General features: G+C 63.6%; 25 protein-coding genes and 1 pseudogene. 9 read left to right on the top strand and 17 right to left on the bottom strand.

The genetic code is table 11. From position 1 onward, the window contains the following. Window positions 1-96: 96 nt before the first annotated feature. Together NKH54_RS07910 and NKH54_RS07905 are read left to right on the top strand one after the other, a co-directional pair. Complete coding sequence (locus NKH54_RS07910) at window positions 97-1,335, top strand: MFS transporter (RefSeq protein ID WP_023683997.1); 1,239 nt, start codon at window positions 97-99, stop codon at window positions 1,333-1,335. A gap of 32 nt (window positions 1,336-1,367) precedes the next feature. After that, window positions 1,368-1,631 carry an ArsR/SmtB family transcription factor gene (locus tag NKH54_RS07905; RefSeq protein WP_023822283.1) on the top strand — a complete coding sequence of 88 codons (264 nt, stop codon included), beginning with the start codon at window positions 1,368-1,370 and terminating at the stop codon, window positions 1,629-1,631. 29 nt (window positions 1,632-1,660) lie between these two features. Here the strand turns inward: NKH54_RS07905 and NKH54_RS07900 are convergent, their stop codons facing one another. From NKH54_RS07900 to NKH54_RS07880, 5 genes are all read right to left on the bottom strand, one after another. Continuing rightward, window positions 1,661-2,125 (bottom strand): SRPBCC family protein, encoded by a 465-nt coding sequence (locus NKH54_RS07900; protein WP_023670148.1) that lies wholly within the window; start codon window positions 2,123-2,125, stop codon window positions 1,661-1,663. A 16-nt stretch (window positions 2,126-2,141) separates the two neighbouring features. Continuing rightward, window positions 2,142-2,516 (bottom strand): nuclear transport factor 2 family protein, encoded by a 375-nt coding sequence (locus NKH54_RS07895; RefSeq protein ID WP_032893136.1) that lies wholly within the window; start codon window positions 2,514-2,516, stop codon window positions 2,142-2,144. Window positions 2,517-2,539: 23 nt separating this feature from the next. Then, entirely contained in the window at window positions 2,540-2,866 is a 327-nt protein-coding gene (locus NKH54_RS07890) for an ArsR/SmtB family transcription factor (protein WP_023699361.1), read from the bottom strand. Window positions 2,867-2,871: 5 nt separating this feature from the next. After that, entirely contained in the window at window positions 2,872-3,528 is a 657-nt protein-coding gene (locus NKH54_RS07885; protein ID WP_023683999.1) for a glutathione S-transferase family protein, read from the bottom strand. Window positions 3,529-3,644: 116 nt separating this feature from the next. Then, window positions 3,645-4,478, bottom strand: a complete 834-nt coding sequence (locus tag NKH54_RS07880; RefSeq protein ID WP_023727309.1) for an alpha/beta fold hydrolase — start codon at window positions 4,476-4,478, stop codon at window positions 3,645-3,647. A 115-nt stretch (window positions 4,479-4,593) separates the two neighbouring features. On the opposite strand from NKH54_RS07880, the pseudogene NKH54_RS07875 reads away from it, so the two are divergent. The 3 genes and pseudogenes from NKH54_RS07875 (at window position 4,594) to NKH54_RS07865 (ending at window position 6,040) form a co-directional block, all read left to right on the top strand. After that, a pseudogene (locus tag NKH54_RS07875) lies at window positions 4,594-5,120 on the top strand (winged helix-turn-helix transcriptional regulator). A 79-nt stretch (window positions 5,121-5,199) separates the two neighbouring features. Beyond that, window positions 5,200-5,433, top strand: a complete 234-nt coding sequence (locus NKH54_RS07870; protein ID WP_023684002.1) for a hypothetical protein — start codon at window positions 5,200-5,202, stop codon at window positions 5,431-5,433. 175 nt (window positions 5,434-5,608) lie between these two features. Next, window positions 5,609-6,040: a GlcG/HbpS family heme-binding protein gene (locus NKH54_RS07865; protein WP_023690074.1), complete on the top strand. Its 432-nt coding sequence runs from the start codon at window positions 5,609-5,611 to the stop codon at window positions 6,038-6,040. Between the two features lie 122 nt (window positions 6,041-6,162). On the opposite strand, the gene NKH54_RS07860 is transcribed toward NKH54_RS07865, so the two are convergent. From NKH54_RS07860 to NKH54_RS07845, 4 genes are all read right to left on the bottom strand, one after another. Further along, the gene (locus NKH54_RS07860) at window positions 6,163-6,564 is read right to left on the bottom strand and encodes a hypothetical protein (RefSeq protein WP_023670154.1); all 402 of its coding nucleotides are present in this window, start codon (window positions 6,562-6,564) and stop codon (window positions 6,163-6,165) included. A gap of 193 nt (window positions 6,565-6,757) precedes the next feature. Then, the gene (locus NKH54_RS07855; RefSeq protein ID WP_023693659.1) at window positions 6,758-7,705 is read right to left on the bottom strand and encodes an agmatinase; all 948 of its coding nucleotides are present in this window, start codon (window positions 7,703-7,705) and stop codon (window positions 6,758-6,760) included. A 198-nt stretch (window positions 7,706-7,903) separates the two neighbouring features. Then, window positions 7,904-8,086, bottom strand: coding sequence for a 50S ribosomal protein L32 (gene rpmF, locus NKH54_RS07850; RefSeq protein WP_008834724.1), 183 nt, complete (start codon window positions 8,084-8,086; stop codon window positions 7,904-7,906). 153 nt (window positions 8,087-8,239) lie between these two features. After that, window positions 8,240-8,947, bottom strand: coding sequence for a biosynthetic peptidoglycan transglycosylase (locus NKH54_RS07845; RefSeq protein WP_050587122.1), 708 nt, complete (start codon window positions 8,945-8,947; stop codon window positions 8,240-8,242). A gap of 132 nt (window positions 8,948-9,079) precedes the next feature. Here NKH54_RS07845 and NKH54_RS07840 point away from each other — a divergent pair, with 132 nt between their 5' ends. Further along, window positions 9,080-9,997, top strand: a complete 918-nt coding sequence (locus NKH54_RS07840) for a polyprenyl synthetase family protein (protein ID WP_023693656.1) — start codon at window positions 9,080-9,082, stop codon at window positions 9,995-9,997. 97 nt (window positions 9,998-10,094) lie between these two features. Here the strand turns inward: NKH54_RS07840 and NKH54_RS07835 are convergent, their stop codons facing one another. After that, window positions 10,095-11,096 carry an NADP-dependent oxidoreductase gene (locus NKH54_RS07835; RefSeq protein WP_023702756.1) on the bottom strand — a complete coding sequence of 334 codons (1,002 nt, stop codon included), beginning with the start codon at window positions 11,094-11,096 and terminating at the stop codon, window positions 10,095-10,097. 68 nt (window positions 11,097-11,164) lie between these two features. After that, a complete protein-coding gene (locus NKH54_RS07830) occupies window positions 11,165-11,980 on the bottom strand; it encodes an oxidoreductase (protein ID WP_353027974.1) in 816 nt (271 codons plus the stop codon). Window positions 11,981-12,082: 102 nt separating this feature from the next. On the opposite strand from NKH54_RS07830, the gene NKH54_RS07825 reads away from it, so the two are divergent. Beyond that, the gene (locus NKH54_RS07825; RefSeq protein ID WP_023702758.1) at window positions 12,083-12,667 is read left to right on the top strand and encodes a TetR/AcrR family transcriptional regulator; all 585 of its coding nucleotides are present in this window, start codon (window positions 12,083-12,085) and stop codon (window positions 12,665-12,667) included. Window positions 12,668-12,781: 114 nt separating this feature from the next. On the opposite strand, the gene NKH54_RS07820 is transcribed toward NKH54_RS07825, so the two are convergent. From NKH54_RS07820 to NKH54_RS07795, 6 genes are all read right to left on the bottom strand, one after another. After that, window positions 12,782-13,639, bottom strand: a complete 858-nt coding sequence (locus NKH54_RS07820) for a sigma-70 family RNA polymerase sigma factor (RefSeq protein WP_023702759.1) — start codon at window positions 13,637-13,639, stop codon at window positions 12,782-12,784. Then, window positions 13,639-14,112 (bottom strand): carboxymuconolactone decarboxylase family protein, encoded by a 474-nt coding sequence (locus tag NKH54_RS07815; protein WP_023673089.1) that lies wholly within the window; start codon window positions 14,110-14,112, stop codon window positions 13,639-13,641. The genes NKH54_RS07820 and NKH54_RS07815 overlap by 1 nt, the downstream gene beginning before the upstream one ends. Before the next feature lie 98 nt (window positions 14,113-14,210). Beyond that, on the bottom strand, window positions 14,211-15,269 hold the full coding sequence (locus tag NKH54_RS07810) for an ABC transporter ATP-binding protein (RefSeq protein ID WP_023754132.1): 1,059 nt from the start codon (window positions 15,267-15,269) through the stop codon (window positions 14,211-14,213). A 56-nt stretch (window positions 15,270-15,325) separates the two neighbouring features. After that, window positions 15,326-17,530 (bottom strand): ABC transporter permease, encoded by a 2,205-nt coding sequence (locus NKH54_RS07805; RefSeq protein WP_353027973.1) that lies wholly within the window; start codon window positions 17,528-17,530, stop codon window positions 15,326-15,328. Between the two features lie 91 nt (window positions 17,531-17,621). Further along, window positions 17,622-18,647, bottom strand: a complete 1,026-nt coding sequence (locus tag NKH54_RS07800) for an ABC transporter substrate-binding protein (protein WP_023748323.1) — start codon at window positions 18,645-18,647, stop codon at window positions 17,622-17,624. Window positions 18,648-18,708: 61 nt separating this feature from the next. Further along, a complete protein-coding gene (locus tag NKH54_RS07795; RefSeq protein ID WP_050588586.1) occupies window positions 18,709-19,542 on the bottom strand; it encodes an inositol monophosphatase family protein in 834 nt (277 codons plus the stop codon). 218 nt (window positions 19,543-19,760) lie between these two features. Between NKH54_RS07795 and NKH54_RS07790 the strand changes: the two genes are divergently transcribed. Continuing rightward, window positions 19,761-20,780: a LacI family DNA-binding transcriptional regulator gene (locus tag NKH54_RS07790; protein WP_084569953.1), complete on the top strand. Its 1,020-nt coding sequence runs from the start codon at window positions 19,761-19,763 to the stop codon at window positions 20,778-20,780. A gap of 36 nt (window positions 20,781-20,816) precedes the next feature. After that, entirely contained in the window at window positions 20,817-21,002 is a 186-nt protein-coding gene (locus NKH54_RS07785) for a hypothetical protein (RefSeq protein ID WP_023754130.1), read from the top strand. Window positions 21,003-21,035: the final 33 nt, after the last annotated feature.

Below are 21,035 nucleotides of genomic sequence, written 5' to 3'. Positions count from 1 at the left end.
TTTTCGCGTTAGTTTCGGCGTTGAGCATCCGCCGCCGAAAAGCCCGAATGCGCCTGTCTTCAGACCCCGCCACCGAATCTCCAGACGGATCAAACAATGTTTGCAAGCTACAGGCCGATCCTCTCGCTGCTTCGCGGCACCGCTTTCCTGCTCGCGGCTTCGGGATTGCACGGCCTGTTGTTGCCGTTGCGCGGCCAGCTCGAAGGGTTTTCGACCGCATCGCTCGGCCTGATGGGCACGGCCTGGGCCGGTGGCTTCGTCACCGGCTGCTTCTTCGCACCGCGCCTGGTGCGCCGCGCCGGCCACGTCCGGGCGTTCGGCGCCTTTGCCGCTTCGGGCGCCATCGTGGCGTTGCTTACCGGCCTGATCATCGACGAATATGTCTGGATCCTGCTGCGCGCCTTCACCGGCTTCACCATGGCCGGAGCCTTCATGGTCATCGAAAGCTGGCTGAACGAGAAGGCCACCAACGAGAACCGCGGCACCGTCTTCGGCCTCTACATGATGGTCACCTATGCCTCGATCATGGGCGGCCAGATGATCGTTGCCGGCGGCGACGTCAGATCGGCATCGCTGTTCATGATCACCGGCATATTGTTCTGCCTGTCGCTGATCCCGACCGCGGTGTCGTCGGCTTCGTCTCCCAAGCCTTTGCAGGACGTCAAGCTCGACGTCAAAGGTCTCTACGCCAACTCGCCGGTGTCGGCGATCGCCTGCCTGTTGGTCGGCATCGCCAATGGCGCCTGGGGCACGCTTGGCGCCGTCTACGGCGCCCGTATCGGCATCTCCACCGCCCAGATCGCACTGATGATGAGCCTTGTCGTTATTGCCGGCGCGGCCATGCAGCTTCCGGCCGGACGCCTCTCCGACAAGACCGACCGCCGTTTCGTGCTGGCGGGCGCGGCTTTCGGCGCCGCACTGTTCGCCATCCTGATCTTCCTGTTCGAACCGCGTTCCGCCGTCCTCGTCATTGTCTTCGCCGCCGCCTACGGCGCCTTTGCCTACACGCTCTATTCGATCGCCGTGGCGCATGCCAACGACCACGCCCGATCGGAGGATTTCGTCAAGGTCTCGGGCGGCCTGCTGCTTCTGTATGGCTTCGGAACCATGATCGGGCCCTTGCTGGCTGCCGCCCTGATGGGCTGGCTCCGCCCCGAAGGCCTGTTCCTGGCCACCGCGCTGGCGCATCTCAGCCTCGCCGCCTACACGCTGCTGCGCATCAGCCGCCGCGCGCCGGTGCCTATCGAAGACCGCGACGCCTTCAAGACCCAGCCGGCCGATCGCTCGGTCACCCCTGAAGCACTGCGGCTCAGAAAAGCGGAAGCCGACGGTTGAGATTTGAAAAGCTTTGCCCCACAAGTATAGGCATGATGTTTTCTGACGCCTTCATGGCGATTGCCGACCCCAACCGGCGCTATCTTCTGGAAGAGCTCCGGCGTGGCCCGAAAACCGTCAACGAACTGGCTTCGGGCCTGCCAGTCTCCCGCCCGGCCGTGTCCCAGCATTTGAAAGTGTTGCTGGACGCCGGTCTGGTTCAGGCCAAGGCCGAGGGCACGAGGCGGGTCTATACAGTCAGCAGTGGCGGCTTCCTCAAGCTCAATATTTGGCTTGATCAGTTCTGGGAAGCATAGGCCGCGATTCCAGCTCGCCTCCCTGGCTTTCAAGTGTCCGTTGCCAGCGCCTTGCCCAGCGCATCGAGCAGGAATCCGGTACCATGCTCGCGCGATGACGGTGTGTCGTGCCCATCGAGAAACGCGCCCTGCTCGGTGAGCACCAGACGCGTGCCCGTGCCTTCCGGGCGAAGCTCAATTGTCGCCAGCGAAACCGAGATTCTGACATCACCGAACAGCATGTCGTAGCTGTAGACGATGCGCTGGTTGGGCACGATGTCCTGATAGGTGGCGGTATAGGTGTGGATCGGCCCGTCCTTCGGCCCGCCGGCATTGACCTCCTGGCCGCCGACGCAAAAATCCATTTCGTGCCTGTGGGTCATCGGGTTGTCGGGGTCGGCGAACCAGCGCCGCTTGGCGGCCGGATCGCTGAGCGCGAAATAGACTTTCGCCGGCGCAACTGGATAGAGGCGCTCGAGGACGAAGGTGGAGTGGACGACGGATCGTTCGGCCATGGTCGGGTCCTCTTGGTCAGCTTGATGGTTTCTGCGCGACGAAGACGCCGTCGCGATAGGACGCGCCGAAATAGACTTCGACGGCGCGCAACCTGTCGCCATGGAACAGATGCAGTTCGGTGTTGCGGAAGGTCTTTCCGTCCGCCGTCTCGCAGCGATAGAGGACAAAGGCGGCGTCCTCGTCCTCGCATATCCGCTCGATGACGATCGAGCTGAAGGCCGGGCTGTCCGGCCAGCAGCGCTCGAAATAGGTCGCACGGTCGATGGCGTCGTCATAGGGGCTGGTGAAGGTGAAATCGTCGGCGAGCACCGCCGCGACGGCAGCCTTGTTATTCGCCTGGTAGGCGGAAAAATAGCCGCGGATCAACTCCGCTCTGCTTTTGCCGGGCATGGTCATTTCTCCTCTGCTTCAGGTCATTCGGTCCCGGCGAGAAAATCGCCGAGCCGGTCGAGCCGACGCTCCCATGTCAGCCGCCGTTCGTTGATCCAGTGTTCTGCGCTGCGCAGCGCCTGCGGCGCGATCTGGCAGGTGCGCACGCGGCCGAGCTTTTCCGAGCGCACCAGCCCGCTTGCTTCGAGCACGTTGAGATGCTGGACGACGGCCGACAGCGACATCGCCAGCGGTTCGGCCAACTGGCTGACCGAGGCCGGCCCACGCGACAGCCGTTCGACCATGCTGCGCCTGGCCGGGTCTGCGAGCGCCTGGAACATCAGGTCGAGCTGGGCGGGATCGTGCAGCATCGCGATCAGCCGTTATTGTAGGGAAAGAACTTGAAGTAGGGCTGCGCCTCCTCGACCACCCGGGCGAAGGACGGCCGCTTGAGCAGGCGGTCGTGGTAGTGTTTCACGGCCGGATAGCTGTCGCCGAACGGCTCGACCTTGTTGGCGTAGAACAGCGCCGGCGAGGCCGCGCAGTCGGCCATGGTGAAGGTGGGGCCGGCCGCCCAGATTTTCGAACGCATCTCCTCCTCGATGATCGCATAGGCGTTGCGCAGTTGCGCGCGCGCTTCCTCGACCCCGAACGGATCGGTCTTGTCCTGCGGGCGCAACCTGTCGCCGACGATCTTCTGCATCGGAGCCTGCACGTAGAAATCGTAGAAACGGTCGGCCTGGCGGACCTGGAGAGCAAGGTCGGCCTCGGCCGGGATGAGCTCGACCGGCCCGGGATAATGCGCGGCCAGATATTCGATGACGATGGTCGATTCCAGCACCGTGCGATTGCGTGCATCGTCACGCAGCGCCGGCATCTTGCCGGTCGGCGACACCTTCAGGAATGCTGCCCGCGACTGCTCGTCGCCGAGGTCGACGATAACCGGCGTGAAGGGCGTGTCGTTCTCGTAGAACGCAATCAGCGGTTTCCAGCAGAACGATGCCAGCGGATGGAAATGGAAGGTCAGGGACATTTTTTGCTCGTCTGTTTGTGGTTCGCCGATGCTGGAGCGGTGCCAGCCTGCGCCGACACTGAAGCAATTACTTAACTATTTCCGTGAGGCGAATGTGTCAAGGTTCCAGACTGCCTTCAGGGTTTGGTATGCGTGACGATGGCGGCAACGATCGTGCCCCAGTCGTCGGGATGCAGTTCGTGGCCACCGCCTTCGACGCGGACAAGCCGCCCGCCGGCAACAGCGTCGGCAAGGGCTGCGCCATGCTCGACCGGAAAGATCGGATCCGATGTCCCGTGAATGACGAGCAGCGGAACCTTGATCTCGCGCAGGCGTCCTTTCAGATCCTCGCAGCTCTTCAGCATGAAATGGTTAGTCGCGCTCAGGAAGCCGCCGGATCGGTCGTAGTCCCGTTCGACGAACGCCCGCATCGCCTTCTCGTCGAAGGGATGCGCGGTGCTGGCGATCGCACGCGCATCCTTGACGACGAAGCCGACCACCTGGTCGCGGTTCGACCAGTCGACTCTGGCGCCATCGGCCGAGTGCTCCATATAGGCTTCGGTCGTTCCCGGCAGCTGCGATGTGTCGATCCCCACCGGCGAACTGCTGATTACGGTCAGCGAGATGACACGCAAGGGATGTTTCAACACCAGTCGTTGCGCGATCATGCCGCCCATCGACATCCCGATCACATGCGCCTTGCCGATGCCGCAACTGTCGAGGACGCGCACCGCATCGTCCGCCATGTCGTCGAACGTATACGGCGGCTCGCCCGGCGTATATTTGGTCGACAGGCCGGTGTCACGATTGTCGTAGCGGATCACGAAGTGGCCTTCGCCGGCGAGCTTTTTGCAGAGCGCCTCCGGCCACCAGAGCATCGAGGCCATGGCGCCCATGATCAGCAGAATGGCTGGATCTCCGGGATCGCCAAACGTCTGGGAGACGATTTCGGGTGCTGCGGCCCTTGTCATGGGACTCTCCTCCTATCGGCCAATCAAAGGCCAATCAAACTGGTTGCATTTTGCAATCGGTTGCACGATAATAAAACTGATACGATAATGCAACCGGTTTTTTGAGGAGAGTCGGATGAAAACCGAACACCGCTCGGGATGCCCTATCAATCTGTCGCTGGAAGTGTTCGGCGATCGCTGGAGCCTGATCATCCTGCGCGACATGATTTTTGGCGGCAAACGCCACTTTCGCGAACTGCTCAACGGCTCGATCGAGGGCATCGCTTCCAATATCCTGGCCGACCGGATGAAGCGGCTGATGGAACTCGGCATGCTGACCAAGGCCGACGACCCCTCGCACAAGCAGAAGGCGATCTACAGCCTGACCGAGATGGCCATCACGCTGGTGCCGATCATGGCGCATCTCGGCGCTTGGGGCCGCGTCTGGCTGCCGGTGAGCGAGGAGCTTTCGATCCGCGCCGAGCTGCTGGAGAAAGGCGGGCCGCCAATGTGGGAGCAGTTCATGGACGAGTTGCGCCACGACCATCTGGGCACGCCTGTCGCCACACCCGCGCAGCCTTCCGTCCGCGCTACATTGCAGGCCGGATATGAGGCGTGGTAGCCCGCAAGGCGTCGAGCGGCATCGAGGCCCCGGCCGCTTGACCAACTTATTTCCCCATTATCAGGCCGGCTCTGCTATCAAGGGGCTGAAAAACATAATTTACGGGATTGGATAACGCTCTTGGTCGAGAACTCTAAGGATACTGCCCGCGCCAGGGCAGATATGCGTTTCAAGAAGCAGGAAGAGGCAGCCACGGTGCGGCAAAAGGCGATGGCGGAGTATGTCGCCGAGGCCGACGCCCGCCAGGCCAAGACCAACAAGCTCCGGGCATTGCGCCTTGCCAAGGAAGCGGAAGACCTCGCCAACGCCCCTGCCGTTCCGGTCAAGAAAGCGCCCCGAGCCAAGAAAAAATAGCGCGGCCTTCTTCATCGACGCCCGATCTGGATGCCGGCGGATCGTATCGGCCATGTGCCACGATCAGCAATGCCCGCCATTTCCGCTTTCCCACGCGAAGCAATTTCAACCGCAACCGGGATTTCGCATCCCGCATGTCAGGCGATGATTGACGCGTTTTGATCAGGAGACAGCCATGACCGCACTGACCCTCGAAAAAGCCAAGCACATCATCGACGCCGCCTTCGCCAAGGGCGCCGAGCTGAAGCTCAAGCCGCTCGGCGTTTCCGTGCTGGATGCCGGCGCGCATCTCGTCGCCTTCCAGCGTCAGGACGGCGCCTCGTTCCTGCGCCCGCAAATGTCGGCCGGCAAGGCCTATGGGGCGCTGGCCATCGGCATGGGCTCGCGCCGTGTCGAGGCTTTCGCCAAGGAGCGGCCGCATCTCGTCGCCGGCATTTCGGACGTTTCGGGTGGACGCGTATTGCCGGTCGTCGGCGGCGTGTTGATCCGCGACAAGGCAGGCGCCGTCATCGGCGCCGTCGGAATTTCGGGCGATACGTCGGACAATGACGAGGCCGCCGCCATCGCCGGCATCGAAGCGGCGGGCTTCACCGCCGATCCGGGCTGAGGGGGAGCTTCGTCATCCCAGGGCGAAGCAGGAGCGAAACTCCGTCGCGAAGACCCTGGGATGACGACCAGAAAGAGCAGCCACGCCAATCGCGAACGGATGCGACCATCCAACGAAGGCGGCTAGTTCAAATTTATGTCTCTACTCGCCGACCGCATCGACACCGAAAACCCGGCCAGCACATCGAACAGGGCGATCACCATCAGCGTGAAGAAGACGGAGTGCGCCGCGCCCTTCACCAGCAGGAACTCGACCAGGAACGCCACGAAGACCAGCGTCGACAACAGATGGTCCATGATCGAAGCGTTCGTGGTGCGCACCGACTTCACCATTTCGAGGAACAGGAAGATCAGCCCGATCACGACCATCAAGTCGCCGAGCGTCATCGAAAACACTCCGCCCGACATCATGCTGAACGAGAAGATCTCGGTCGCCCACGGATCGTCGCCGCTGCCGAATATTCCGAGGAGTCCGAGATTGTAGGCCACGAAGGGCACGATCAGCAGCGGGATGGCACCGAACATCAGGCGTCTCCTCTAGCAATTCCAGGAAAGCGGTTTCCCAAGGAATTGCCTAAACAATGGGGGCACCTTCTGTAGAATGCCCCGCAGGCACGCCGTCAAGATTTTTCGCTAGCGCCCGCAAACACGGAAAAAGACCGCGCGAAACAACCCTGTCAGCCACAGTTGCCCCGGCTGACCACCGACACGCCGGGATTCAGCGCTTGAACTGGCCTGTCCGCACGGCGGCGCCGATAGCGTTGAGGATGAAAAGGCCGGCGGTCATCGAGGTGATCTCGTTGACGTCGCGCGCCGGCGCGATCTCGACGATGTCGATGCCGACGACACGTCCCTTGGCGAACAGGCCCTTGATCAGTTCGATCGTCTGCCGGTAGCTGATGCCGCCAGGCGCCGGCCCTTCGACCGCCGGCATGACAGCGGGATCGAGACCGTCGGCATCGATGGTCAGGTAATAGCGGCCACGGTCCGGGATGCGCTTGAGCAGCGCCGCCGTACCGATATCCTGCCATTCATTGGCGGTGACGATGTTGGAGCCGTAGGCGCGGGCCGCCTCGACCTCCTCGAGCCGGGCGCTGCCCTGGCCGCGGATGCCGAGCTGGAAAATCCCGGCTATATGCGCCATCTCCGAAGCGCGGCGGATGGGGCTGGAATAGCCTTCCCTGACCCCGTTGACATTGTCGCGCCAGTCGAGATGGGCATCGATCTGAACCAGGGTGATCGGCCCTTCGTCGTCAAGCGCCCGCAGGATCGGGATTGGAATGCCGTGATCGCCGCCAATGGTGATCGGCAAGGCGCCGGCGACGCGGATCTTGCGGATCGCCGTTTCGGCCAACCTGTAGTGGCCGCCGGCGGCATCGCCGGGAACATCGCCGACATCGACCACCTTGACGTCCTGCCCGTCGAACAGGGTTCCGCCAATGTCGAAATCATAGCGGTCGAGCCCGAGGCTGATGCGCTGCGAGGCGCGCCGCACCGCGGTCGGCGCGTTGGTCTGGTCGTTGACCAGCTCGTCGATCGTGTAGGGACTGCCGTAAGGCATGCCGATGATGGCGACATCCGCCTTCAGCGCATCGAGGTCCTCGACCAGCGGGAAGTTCATGAAGGTCTGGAAGACATCGCGGGGTGCTGTGGTGAGCTTGGTCATGCGGTCCCTCTGAAGCCGGTCGATCATCGCGCGGAAGCGCCGCGACAAGGCATGCGGACTCAATACAGCACCGCCGCCGCAGCTTGTATCGCCACGGACGCCCGGTCTTTGGCATAGTTGGCGGCGCGGCGCACCAAACGCAAAAAAAACCGGCCAATGGCCGGTTCTTTTGGCATTCAAACCCTTCGAAAGCTGGTCTCAGCTTTCCTTGGGCGTCAGCACCTGGCGACCGCGATACATGCCGGTCTTCAGGTCGATATGGTGCGGGCGGCGCATTTCGCCGGAATTCTTGTCCTCGACATAGGTCGGGGCCTTGAGAGCGTCGGCCGAGCGGCGCATGCCGCGCTTGGACGGAGAGGTTTTTCGTTTCGGAACGGCCATGGATATGCTCCACTACATGGTCAAAATGCCCCGATAGCCCTCGTGAAAGGGCCGCGTCAGGGCCATAATCTGAGAAAGTCGGGTGCCTATACACGCCCTGCGCCGTTTTGGCCAGCACCGTGGCGATTTTTTTTGAACTGGCAGCGGTTCTACCTAATCAAGACAACCGACATACGCGCCCGAACGGCCGGCGCGGCGTTCGATCAGCGACGCCAGCCGCCGCAGACCCGGACCGGGCTTGGCCGGATTGCGGGCGATCGGATTGGGCAGCGAGACGGCCAGCAATGCCGCCTGCCGCCGCGACAGCTGTTTGGCCGAAACGCCGAAATGGTGCTGCGCCGCCGCCTCGATGCCGTAAATGCCCGGCCCCCATTCGGCGATGTTGAGGTAGATCTCCATGATCCGCCGTTTCGACATCACCGCGTCGAAATAGACGGCCAGCGGCAGTTCGACCACCTTGCGCACCGAGCCCAGCGGCCGCGACCACAGGAAAAGGTTCTTCACCGTCTGCATGGTGATGGTCGAGGCGCCGCGCGTCGCCTCGCCGGCCAGCGCATCGTCGACGACGCCGCGCAATTCGCCGAGATCGATGCCGCGATGGAAGCAGAATTGCCCGTCCTCCGACATGATCACCGAATTGGCCAGCACCGGGGACACATCGTCGATCGACACCCAGCGCCGGTCGTAACCGGAGAAGGTCGCGAGGTCTTTGACCATCAAGGTCGATATCGGATGCACGAAGGACGGCAGATAGAGGAAGGTCAGCACAATGGGTATCGCCGCCAGCACGACGGCGACGACCAGGCCGCGCCGTGCCAGGCGCTTCAGACCGGCGCGGTTCACGCGCCTTGGTCGCGCCATCTCAAACCCTTCGGTTTCATGATCGACGATCGGTTCCGTCAAGCCGCCCCCACCCGCGCCACTCTCCCGCCTCCGGCATAATGGCGCGAGGCTTCTTGCGCAACGTCTGAGTGTCGGCTACCGCTCCCGGCCATGACGAAAGACGAGCAATTGGCCTTTGAGGCCGCACTTCTGGGGCGGGCGGCGGCGATCGAGGCCGGGCTCAGGCTGCTGCTCGACGGCCGCACGCTTGCCGGCGAGATCGCCCGACCGGAGCGTCTGATGGCGGCCATGCGCCATGGCGTGCTGAACGGCGGCAAGCGGCTGCGCCCCTTCCTGGTCATGGAAAGTGCCGCCCTTTTTGGCGCCGATGGCGAGGCGGCGATGCGCGTGGCGGCGGCGCTCGAATGCGTGCATTGCTATTCGCTGATCCATGACGATCTGCCTGCCATGGACGACGACGATCTGCGCCGCGGCCAGCCGACCGTGCACAAGGCCTTCGATGAAGCTACCGCCATACTTGCCGGCGATGCGCTTCTGACGCTTGCCTTCGATGTCCTCGCCGATGAGGCGACGGCGCTGCCGGCGGAGCGCAGGGCGGCGCTGGTGCTGGCGCTGGCGCGCGCGGCTGGCACCGGGGGCATGGTTGGCGGGCAGACGCTCGACCTCGAAGCCGAGCGCAACAGGCCGGACGAAGCCGGCATTATCCGGCTGCAGGCGATGAAAACCGGCGCGCTGATCCGCTTCGCCTGCGAAGCCGGCGCGATCATTGCCGGCGCCGCACCGCAGGACCGCGACCGGCTGGCCGAATTCGGCTCGGCGGTCGGGCTTGCCTTCCAGCTTGCCGACGACCTGCTCGACCTGACCGCCGATGCCAGCCAGATGGGCAAGGCGACCGGCAAGGACGCAGCCGCCGGCAAGGCGACGCTGGTGGCGCTGCATGGCGCGAACTGGGCGCGCAGCCAGCTCCATGGGCTGGTCAAGCAGGCCCATGAATTGCTCGAGCCTTACGGCGGACAGGCAGCCTTGCTGAAGGCAGCGGCAAGCTTCGTTGCAATCCGCAACAACTGAGGTTTGGGCGATCGGATGCCGAACCGTTTTCGGAATTTGTCGGCCTTGCGCTGCCTTGCTTTGGTGTCTCTCAAATGCCCCAAAGCAACTGGGCGCGCTATCTGACCTTGACGACGACCTTGCCCTTGGCGCGTCCTGTTTCGACGTAAGCCAGCGCCTCATTGGTCGCTTCAAAAGGAAAGACCCTGTCGACGACCGGGCGAATCGCCCCATCTTCGATGAGGGACGTGATTTTGCTCAGTTGCTCACCTTGCGCCGACATGAACAGGAACGAAAATCCCACGCCCCGGCGCTTGGCTTTGGTCCTGATACCACGGCTCAGCAGCCGCAGCAGCAGCCTTAGCACCACGTTCAGTCCCTGTTTCCTGGCAAATTCGGGATCCGGAGGACCGGAAATCGAGATGAGCTTCCCACCCGGTTTCAGCACAGTCAGGGATTTCTCAAGCGTCTTGGCGTCCTGGCTGTTCAGGACGACGTCGTAGCCCGACAGGATTTTCTCGAAGTCGTCCTTCCTGTAGTCGACGACGACATCGGCGCCGAGATCCCTGACCAGATCGTTGCTTGCCGCGCCCGCTGTTGTCGCAACGATCGCGCCGAGGTGCTTTGCCAACTGGATGGCGAATGTCCCCACGCCGCCGGAGCCAGCCTGGATGAAGATCTTCTGGCCTGTCTTCAGACCCGCCCTCTCGATGAGAGCCTGCCAGGCGGTCAGACCGACCAGCGGGATCGAGGCCGCCTCTTCCATGCTGAGGTTCGCCGGCTTCAGCGCCACGTCGGCTTCATCGATTGCGATGAATTCGGCGAATGTCCCGATCCGGCCGTCGCGCGGCCGCGCATAGACGGCGTCGCTGGGTTTGAATTTGCGGACTTTCGAGCCCACCCTGACAACCCTCCCGGCAACGTCGTGACCGAGGATGAAGGGCCGGCGATAGGGAAGGACGAGTTTGAATTCGCCGGTCCTGATTTTGGAATCCAGCAGGTTCACCCCGGCGGCATGGACCTCGACCAGGACGTCATTGTCCAGCAGCTCCGGCTCCGGCATCTCGGCCAGCCGCAAAATGCCTTTCTTGTTATATTTATCGACAACGAATGCCTTCATGGCAGTGACTTTCTGAGAGTGTCCGTTGGTGTGCCGTTTGTGTGTGAAATTCTCCGTCCCACCGTTGTTCAGACCGGCAGGCGGAACTGCTTGCGCAAGGTCTTGTCGAACATCCCCGCGGGGGCGAAGCGGCGCAGCAGGCTGACCTGGCGCGCTGCCTTCCCTGCGGTATAGCGCCGTCGCGGACGGGCGTCGGTCGCTGCCTTGACGACCACATCCGCCACCACTTCCGGCCGATCGGCTTTGGGCATCACATCGGCAAGCAGCGCCTTGAGACCGGCGCGCGCCTGATCGTAGTCCTTCAACAGGGAATCCGGCTCGATGCCGTTCTGGTCGAAGACGGTGCGCACGAATGCCGGCTCGATGACCGAGACGCGAATGTTGAAGGCGCGAACCTCATGATCGAGCGATTCCGAATAGCCCTCCAGCGCGTGCTTGACCGCCGAGTAGTGCGCTGAGTATGGCGCAGGCACCAATCCTAGAATCGAGCCGATGTTGACGATGCGCCCTTGGCCGCGGCGCCGCATCGACGGCAACACCGCATTGGTCATGCGCATGACGCCGAACAGATTGACGTCGAACAGAACCTGCACCTGTGCGACCGAAGATTCCTCGGCGCCGCCAAGCAGGCCGACACCGGCATTGTTCACCAGCAGATCGATACGACCGGTCTGGGCCAGCACGGTTGCAACGAGGGCGCTGACGGACTCCCCGTCGGTCACGTCGCAGGTCAGCATGGACACCTTAGCCGGGCCGTTGGCGGCCTTGCTGCGGCTTGTCCCGAAGACGGTATACCCCGCCCGCGCCAAGGCCTCGGCAGTGGCGCGGCCGATGCCCGAAGAGGCTCCGGTCACGACTGCGGTTCTTCCCGAAAGGGTACTCATTTGATACTCCACAGACATGAGGGCTAGCTTTTTGCCGTTGATTGAGTTATGATCGTAATATCACATTACACCTATAATGCAATAGCAGAAAGGAAGAGCGCCATGCGCTACGAAAAGGGCCGAAAGGAAGCCTCTCGCGATCGCATCGTCGAGGTCGCAGCCCAGCGTTTTCGCGGTGACGGCATCGCCGCGTCCGGACTGGCAGCCATCATGGGCGACGCCGGACTGACGAACGGAGCCTTCTATCCGCATTTCCAGTCCAAGGCGGAGCTTGTGCGTGAAAGCCTTGTAGCGGCACTGGAGAGCCAGTCGCAGCAACTGCAGGAGGTATTGGCAGCCGGTGGTCCGGAGATGGGCATAGCGGCGTATCTGTCAGCTGAGCACCGGGACAATCCGGGAGCCGGCTGCGCGTCGGCCGCCCTGTTGCCGGAACTCGCGCGTCAGCCGCCCGAAACGCGCCAAGTCTATACCGAACGCTTGCTGGTTCTGGTGCGCCAGTTGTCTGCAGTACTTCCGCAGACCAAGGACCCGGAAGCCGCCGCCCTGGGCGTTTTTGCGACCCTCATAGGCACGCTTCAGCTGGCCCGCGCGGCAGCGGGGACGGAATTGTCGGATCGCATCCTTGCGGCAGGAGCAGACGCCGCGCGCAGCCTGATCCAGCCACGTGACGGCGAGAAGGCATCCTAGAGGTCGGTGGCGGCAGCGGCAAAGGGCCCTGACATCGTCCTGCGGGTCGCACACAGGAAAGGCCGGCCTTTGGAGGCAGGCCGAACCGCTATTTCGCCCGATTCAATCTCAGGTCTAGTGCAGATGCCTGAGCTTGTCGGGATTGCGCATGACATAGACGGCCGCGATCTTGCCGTCCTCGATGTCAAGCGCGGTGGTCTGCAATTCGCCATCGGCCTCCCGCGTGACGAACCCCGGCAGGCCATTGACGAAGCCGACGCGCACCAGCGTCGAGCGATTGTCGCGCAGCCAGGCCGCGACTTGCGCGTATTGCTTCATGACGGCGTCGAAGCCCAGCACCGGCGCCAAAGCCGCCGGACGCTTGCCGCCGCCATCGGCATGAGCGCTGACATCTTCCGTCAGCAGCGCGCCGAGCGCCTGCATGTCGCCGCTGCGCGATGCCGCGTAAAAGGCTTCGGCGATCTCCAGGCCACGCTGCTTCTCCACCTTGAAGCGGGGCCGCGCCTCGCGGACATGGCCCCGTGCGCGAGCGGCAAGCTGGCGGCAGGCGGCTGAATCGCGCTCGATGGCGGTCGCGACCTCCTCGAATTCCAGCCCGAACACATCGTGCAGGAGAAAGGCCGCCCGCTCGAGCGGCGAAAGCCGCTCCAGCGCCAACATCAGCGGCAAGGTGACATCTTCAAGATCGTCCTCTTCGACGATCGGCTCGGGCAGCCAAGGGCCGATATAGGTCTCGCGCTGGCGCCGCGTGGATTTGAGCTGGTCAAGGCAAAGCCGCGTCACCGTGCGGCGCAGGAACGCTTCTGGCTCACGAACCTGCGAGCGGTCGGTCCCCATCCAGCGGATGAAGGCATCCTGCACGACATCCTCGGCGTCGCTCACCGAGCCCAGCATGCGATAGGCGACCCGCATCAGCTTCGGACGCAGCGGGCCGAAGCCCGCTGCCGCGTCGTCGGGTGCCGTCGCCGTCATCAGGCCGCCTTGGCGCTGGCGCGTATCGTTGCTGCGTCGGTGTAGAGCCCGAAGCCAACGGCGATGCGGTTCCAGCCATTGATGATGTTGATCAAAACGGTGAGCTTCACCTGCTCCTCCTCGGTGAAATGCGCCTTAAGATCATCATAGGCGCTTTCGCGGTCCTGTCCTTCCGAGAGGCGCGTCAGCGCATCGGTCCAGCCGAGCGCAGCACGCTCGCGGTCGCTGTAGCAGGGCGCTTCGCGCCAGGCCGGCAGCAGATAGATGCGCTGCTCGGTCTCGCCATTCTCGCGCGCTTCGGTGGCATGCAGATTGATGCAGTTGGCGCAGCCATTGATCTGCGACGCCCGAAGCTTCACCAGCTCGTTGAGGCTGTGCTCGAGCCCGGCGGCGACGGAGAGTTCGGTCGATGCGCGCTGCCACTGCTTGATCAGCGCAGGGGCGGCGGCGAAGAGGTCGATTTTGGCAGTCATGATTGCAGTCCTTGTGTTGGGTACGCCATCATGACGAGGCAGGTCCGGCCGGTGTGACATTCAGGCTGGATTTTTTCGAAGGTGCTTTCCCGGCGCGTTCAATCGTCTTTGATCAGCACGATCTTCGCCGGATCGAAATCGATCCCGACCATCGTCCCTTCCGCCACGGCGGGTGTGACATCAGGCGATGTCGCGAACAGTTCGACCGCCGGATCGCTGATCGCGATGCGGTATTCCATGTGGTCGCCGAGATACGAGCTCTTGACCACCCGGCCCTTCATGGTGCCCGCTGGCTGGCCGGGCAAGATGCGCACGGCATTCGGGCGCACAGCGAGCATCGCCGGCCCCGGAGCGTTACCGCGACCCGGCATGTCGAGCAGCAAGGGTCCGACCTTGACCCTTGCACTGGTCGCATTGCTGGAAAGCACCTCGACGTCGAGCAGATTGGCGTCGCCCATGAAGTCGGCGATGAAACGGTTGGTCGGCTCGTTGTAGAGGTCGCGCGGCGTGCCGTCCTGGGCGACGCGAGCGGCGTTCATGACGATGATGCGGTCGGAGACGGCGAGCGCCTCTTCCTGGTCATGCGTCACATAGACCATGGTCAGTGCCAGATCCTGCTGCAGGCCGCGGATTTCGTCGCGCACCCGCCGGCGCAGCTTGGCGTCGAGATTGGACAGCGGCTCGTCGAACAACAGCACCTTCGGCTCCAGCACGATAGCGCGCGCCACCGCGACGCGCTGCTGCTGGCCGCCGGACAATTCGCTCGGCTGGCGTTTCTCGTAGCCGGACAGGCCGACAAGCGACAGCTTTTCGGCGGCGCGCTCGGCTGCCTGCGCCTTGCCAAGCCCCATCGCCCGCAGGCCGTAGCTAACATTCTCCATCACGTTCATATGCGGAAACAGCGCATAGGACTGGAACACCATGGAGACATCGCGCTCAGCGGCGGACAGCAAGGTGACGTCCTTGTCGTCGATCAGGATGCGCCCGGTGCTGGTCTGTTCCAGTCCGGCGATCAGCCGCAGCGTCGTCGTCTTGCCGCAACCCGAGGGCCCGAGCAGCGTCACCAGGCTGGCCGGCGCGATGTCGAAGCTGACATTGTCGACGGCGATCACCGCGCCGTATTTCTTGGTGACGCCCTCGAACCGCACGGCCGGCATGTCCGTGACAACCGGGGCAGCATTCTTCGCCGTCTGATCCACGCCGCTTCTCCCCATCAGATTGCCGCCACGACGGCTTCCGGACCCGCACGGCGCCGGCCGAGCCGGCGTTCGCCGACCAGCAGCTGGATGCCGATGAGGATGACCATCATGACAACGATCATCACCGCCGAATAGACAATCGCGATGCCGTATTCGCCGACATCTGCGCGCCCGACAATGTAGACCGTGGCGAGATTGAACCGGCCGCTCGCCAGGAAGATGACGGCGCTGACCGCCGTCACCGCGCGCACGAAACTGTAGATCATCGCGGTCACGATCGCCGGCTTCAGGATCGGCAGGATCACCCGCCGCAAGGTAGCAAAAGACCGCGCCCCAAGCGTCAGCGATGCCTCGTCCAGGCTCTTGTCGATCTGTCCGAGATTGGCAAGCCCGGCACGGATCGCCACCGGCATGTTGCGGAAGATGAAGGAGATGACGATGATCAGCCCGGTGCCGGTCAATTGCACCGGCGGCACGTTGAAGGCAAGGATATAGCTGACGCCGATCACCGTGCCGGGAATGGCGAAACTCATCATGGCCAGGAACTCGAACATGGTACGCCCGGCGAAACGCTGCCGGTCGAGCAGATAGGCCGTCAGGATGCCGAGCGCCGCGGTGAACGGCATCGCCACCAGCGCCAGGCCGATGGTCATCAGCAGCGACGGCCAGGCCGAGCCGCTGAAAAACCAGCCATTGACGCCTTTCTCGATCGAAAAGGCGGTGAGGAAATACTCGAGCGTCGGCGTGTTGTCGCGCCCGATCGATTGCACGAAACCGCCGCCCAGGATGATGCCGTAGACCACGATGGTCAGAACCAGCCACGGAACGACGGCGGCGTAGCAGCCGATCCGCAAGGCCTTGGGCAGCGTCGCCGGTACACCGCCATCGCCCTTGCCTGCGACGGTGACGTAGCTGCGGCTGCCGATCCAGCGGCGCTGGATGACGAAGGCTGCCAGCGTGAACATCAACAGCACGATCGCCAGCACCGCCGCGCGGCCCTGGTCGTGCGCCGCACCGACCACTGCAAAGAAGATGTCGGTCGACAGCACGTTGAAGTTTCCGCCCAGCACCAGCGGATTGGCGAAATCGGCCATGCTCTCGATAAACGAAATCAGGAAGGCGCTGGCCAGGCCCGGCCGGATCAACGGCCAGGTGACGGTGCGAAACGTCCGCCAGCGACTGGCGCGCAAGGTCTGCGACGCCTCCTCCATGCTCGGGCTGACCCCTTGCAGCACGCCGACCAGAACCAGGAAGGCGATCGGCGTGAAGGCCAGCACCTGCGCGATGGTGATGCCGGCCATGCCATAGATCCAGCGGCTGCGCGGAATGCCGAGATGCACCGACATGAGGTTGGTGACGATGCCGGCGCGGCCGAACAGCAGGATCAGCGCCAGGCCGATGACGAAGGGCGGCGTGATGATCGGCAGGATGGACAGGCCGCGCAGCAGCCATTTGGCCGGCAGCTTGGTGCGAAGCGCAATCAGCGCCAGAGCCAGCCCAAGCGCCGTGCAGAAAAAGCCGACGAGGACTGCGATCGCCACCGTGTTCCACGCCACGCCGCAGGAGCCCTCGCCATAGAGGCAGCGCAGGCTCCATATGTTGGCGCTGAAGATCTTTTCGACGAACAGCGCCGGCACGACATTGCCGTCATTATCCTTGATGGCCGAGGTGAGGATCGACAGCAGCGGATAGGCAACGAACAGGATCAGCGAAGCAATCACGATTGAGAGCGAGCCGACGACGAAACGGTCGCCCTTGCACCAGCCGCGCGCGGCGAGCGCCTCGGCGATGAACATCAGCATCGCCACGGCATAGAGCGCCGCACCCCAGCCGAGCCCCGGCTGTATCGGTCCCGGCGTGCCGGCGACCTGGGTAAGCAAGCCAAATCCCCAGCCCGAATGGATGATGGAAAAGCCTTCGATGGCCAGCCACAGCAGGCCCGCCGCGCCTGCAATCGCAAGGCTCTTGGGTTTGTTGCGCGCCACCAGCCAGCTCGCCAGCAGAAGCGGCAGGACAAGCGGCAACAGCCAGGGCCGGCCACCGAGCGCCAGTATGATGGCCGGCGTCGCATCCGTCGGCTGTGCCAGCCAGTCGAACGACAGGAAGCCGCCTTCGACCTTGTACCAAGGCAAGAGCACGATGCTCGCCCACGCGGCCATTACCCAGGCGAGCGCGCTGCGTCCAGGAGCGGAACTGACCATGGAACCGGCCGCGGCCATTCAATGTCTTTCTGTGCCAAAGGATGGTGCGCCGGCTGCCGCGAAGGGCGCCGGCGATCAGAGATGCTAGAGTGAGCGCAAAAGAACGCGCTCAGCCGCCGTTGCGAACCTCGTCGGTGAACTTCTTCAACAGCCGCTTGCGTTCGGCGGACGAGCCATATTTGGCGAAATCGTAGTCGATCAGCTTGATCTTCGAGAGGTCCGGCGCCTCGGGCGGCACCGGCGTGGCGGTGTTCGACGGGATCTGGAAGCTGCCGTTCGGCGCCGCGAGCTTCTGCGCGTCCGGGCTCAGCGCCCAGTCGTAGAATTTCTGCGCCTCTTCGGCATGCTTGGCGCCCGTCACGATGCTCATCGAACCGATCTCGAAGCCGGTGCCTTCGCAAGGCGACACCACCTTCACGGCAGGGTTCTGTTTCGCGGCATTGATCACGTCGTGCTGGAAGGAGATGCCGATCAGCGTCTCGCCCTTGCCGACGGCGAGCGCCGGCGCGGCCCCTGCCTTGGTGTATTCGGCGATGTTCTTGTTGAGCTGCTTGAGATAGTCGAATGCCTTGTCCTCGCCCATCAGTTGGACGATGGTGGCAAGCATAGTCCAGGCCGTGCCCGATGAATTCGGGTCGGCCATCTCGATCTCGCCCTGGAATTCCGGCTTGACCAGATCGGCCCAGCACGCCGGAGCGGTCAGCCCGCGCTGCTTCAGATCTTCCTCATTATAGCCGTAGCCGAGCGCACCGAGATAAATGCCGACCGTGCGGTTCTTCGACCTGTCGGCCTGCTTCAGCGCCCAGTCGCGCAAGTTTGCCAGTTGCGGCGACTTGTATTCCTGGGTGAGGCCCTCTTCCGCCGCCTGCAGATGCGGGTCGCCGGTGCCGCCCCACCAGATATCGGCTTGCGGATTGTCCTTCTCGGCCCGGAGGCGGGCGTAGATTTCGCCGGCGCTCATGCGGGTCATGTCGACGCTGACGCCCGTCTCCTTCTGGTAGGTGGTCGCCATCGCCCGGCACCAGGCCTCGTCGACGGCGCAATACATTGTGAGGCTGCGGTCGGCCGCCTGGGCGGCACTCGCCAATCCGAACATGGCCAGCGCCGCGCCAAGGCCAAGCCAGGCGGCGCGCAAGCCTTGCTTACTGTCAAATGTCTTCATCGATATTCCTCCCTGTCTTCTCACTGGAAACGATCTACCCGTCGTCGAGCGGCACTCCGATCACCTGGGACAATGTCGCCGCAACACCGGGTGCTGCCGCAAGCACGGGATTGCCCTTCGCCATGCCATCGCCGTCGAGGAACCGGTTCACCCGGCCGCCGGCCTCCTCCACCAGCAGCAATCCGGCCAGGCAGTCCCACGAATTGATGTGCAGCTCGGCATAGGCATCCGAGCGGCCGTCGGCCACATAGGCCAGCCCAAGCGCTCCGGAGCCGGAGCGCCGCACATTGGCGCCGAGTGCCCAGACAAGGCTCACCTTGTCCAGATAGTCGCGATTGGGAATCCTCGGCGACCAGCCGAACTCGACAAAGGCGCGGTCGAACGCTTGCGTCGGCGACACATGGATCGGCGCGCCATTGCGCGTCGCGCCTTGCCCGCGACGGGCAAAGTACGTTTCGCCGACGGCCGGATTGGCAATGCCGCCGATCTCGCTGCGGCCGTCCTCGACGAAAGCTATCGAAATGCAGAAATGCGGAATACCGCGCATGAAATTGGCGGTGCCGTCGATCGGGTCGACGACCCACATGCGGGCAGAGCCGATGCCGCCGCCTTCCTCGCCCAAAAACCCGTCCTGCGGAAAAGCCTCTGCCAGCGTGGCGCGGATGTGCTCCTCGACCTTACCGTCGGTTTCAGTGAGAAAATCCTGCGGGCCTTTCATCGCCACCGGCTGGACGGCGCCCTGCCGGGCATAGCCTTCCATCGCCAGTTGCCCGGCCGTGACAAGCAGTTTCCGGCAGACCTCGGCACGCCTGTCCATCTCGGCCTTGGACAGCCGGTCCGCCTTCGGATGCGCCGCCGCCCTGCTCATGCAGCCGGTCCGGACAATCGCGCCCTCAATGCCGTCTTCGGCGAAATGGACAGGGTATTCCTCCGATGCCACTCTTGAGCCGGCTTGTATTGCACGGCTGTGCAAAGCTGTTGCATTCGGCCATGCCTGTCAAGTGCGGTGGGTGGCAATGGCAGAAGAGTTGCATTACATTGCACGGGCGTGCAAAGAATCACGAAAACAGCAGCGAGAGCGTTGGCTTGACGGTTCCGAGAATCCGCACCGGTTTTTCCAGCGCCCAGCAGGTTGCCGACCTCGCCGGGGTTTCACGTTCGGCGGTGTCACGTACCTTCACGCCCGGCGCTTCCGTTTCCGGGGAAACCCGCGAGCGAGTGATGCTGGCGGCCGAGCAACTCGGCTATCACGTCAACCATCTGGCTCGCGGCCTGATGCGGGCCTCGACCGGCATTGTCTGCCTCATCGTTGCCGATGGCGACACGCCCTATCATGCCCGCCTGCAGAAGGCGCTGACCCAACATCTGCGGGACGCCGGCAAAATGGCCATGGTGTTCAACACCTCCGGCCCCAGCCACCATGTCGACCAGGCGCTGCGCAACACGCTGAACTATCGCGCCGATGCGAGCATCGTTCTGTCCGGCTCGCCGCCGCAGTTGCTGATCCGCACCTGTCTTGAGAACGGCCAGCGGCTGGTGCTGATCAATCGCGATGACCGCTTCGACGGCCCGCACAATATCGGTGTGGACAACGCTGCAGCCGCAGAGGCAGCGCTGCATGCCTTCATCCGGGCCGGCTGTACCCGCCCCGCTTTGGTGACCTCGGCTGCCGGCACGCCCAGCCTGCTCTCCCGCGAAACCGCCTTCCTTACCGCGGCGCAGGAGGAAGGGCTGGAGGTGACCGTGTGGCGCGAGGGCCGCACCGGCTATGCCACCGGAGCCGATGGCGCCAGGCGGCTCTTTTCCGGCCGGCAGCGGCCGGATGCGGCGTTCTGCGTGACCGACCTGATTGCGTGCGGCTTTCTCGATGCGGCCCGCCACGAGTTCGGCATCAACGTACCCCGCGATCTCTGCGTCATCGGCTTTGACGACATTGAACAGGCCGACTGGGCCTCTTACCGGCTGACGACGTTCTCGCCGCCGATCGAGGAGATCGCCAGGCGCGCCGTGCGGCTCGCGACCGGCGCGCGGGAGGAGGCTGGCAGCCGCCTGATCTGCCATGCGCCCATGGTCTGGCGCAGCACGGTGAGGCCGGGCCAGGGCTGATGCGAAACATGTGTCGTCAAGACGGGAAACGTACTGATGTCCAAGAAAAAGGCCAGGAAGACCCGCCAGGCGGCAAGACCGGTGGAGATAACTGTAGGCCCCGAAATCCGGAGCATGATGCGCAAGTTCGGCCTGACCGAGGAAGAAGCACTGCGCATGATGCGCGAATGCGATGCCACCCTCTATGGCGCCAACTCCGGGCACGTGCAGCCAGGATCTTGACGGCCCGCCAGGCGCGAACGGAATTTTAATGTA

The sequence above is a fragment of the Mesorhizobium sp. M1004 genome (assembly GCF_040318795.1).
Classification (GTDB): Bacteria; Pseudomonadota; Alphaproteobacteria; order Rhizobiales; family Rhizobiaceae; genus Mesorhizobium.
The sequence above is the reverse complement of the archived record's forward strand: the minus strand, read 5'-3'. Positions and strand labels throughout refer to the sequence as shown.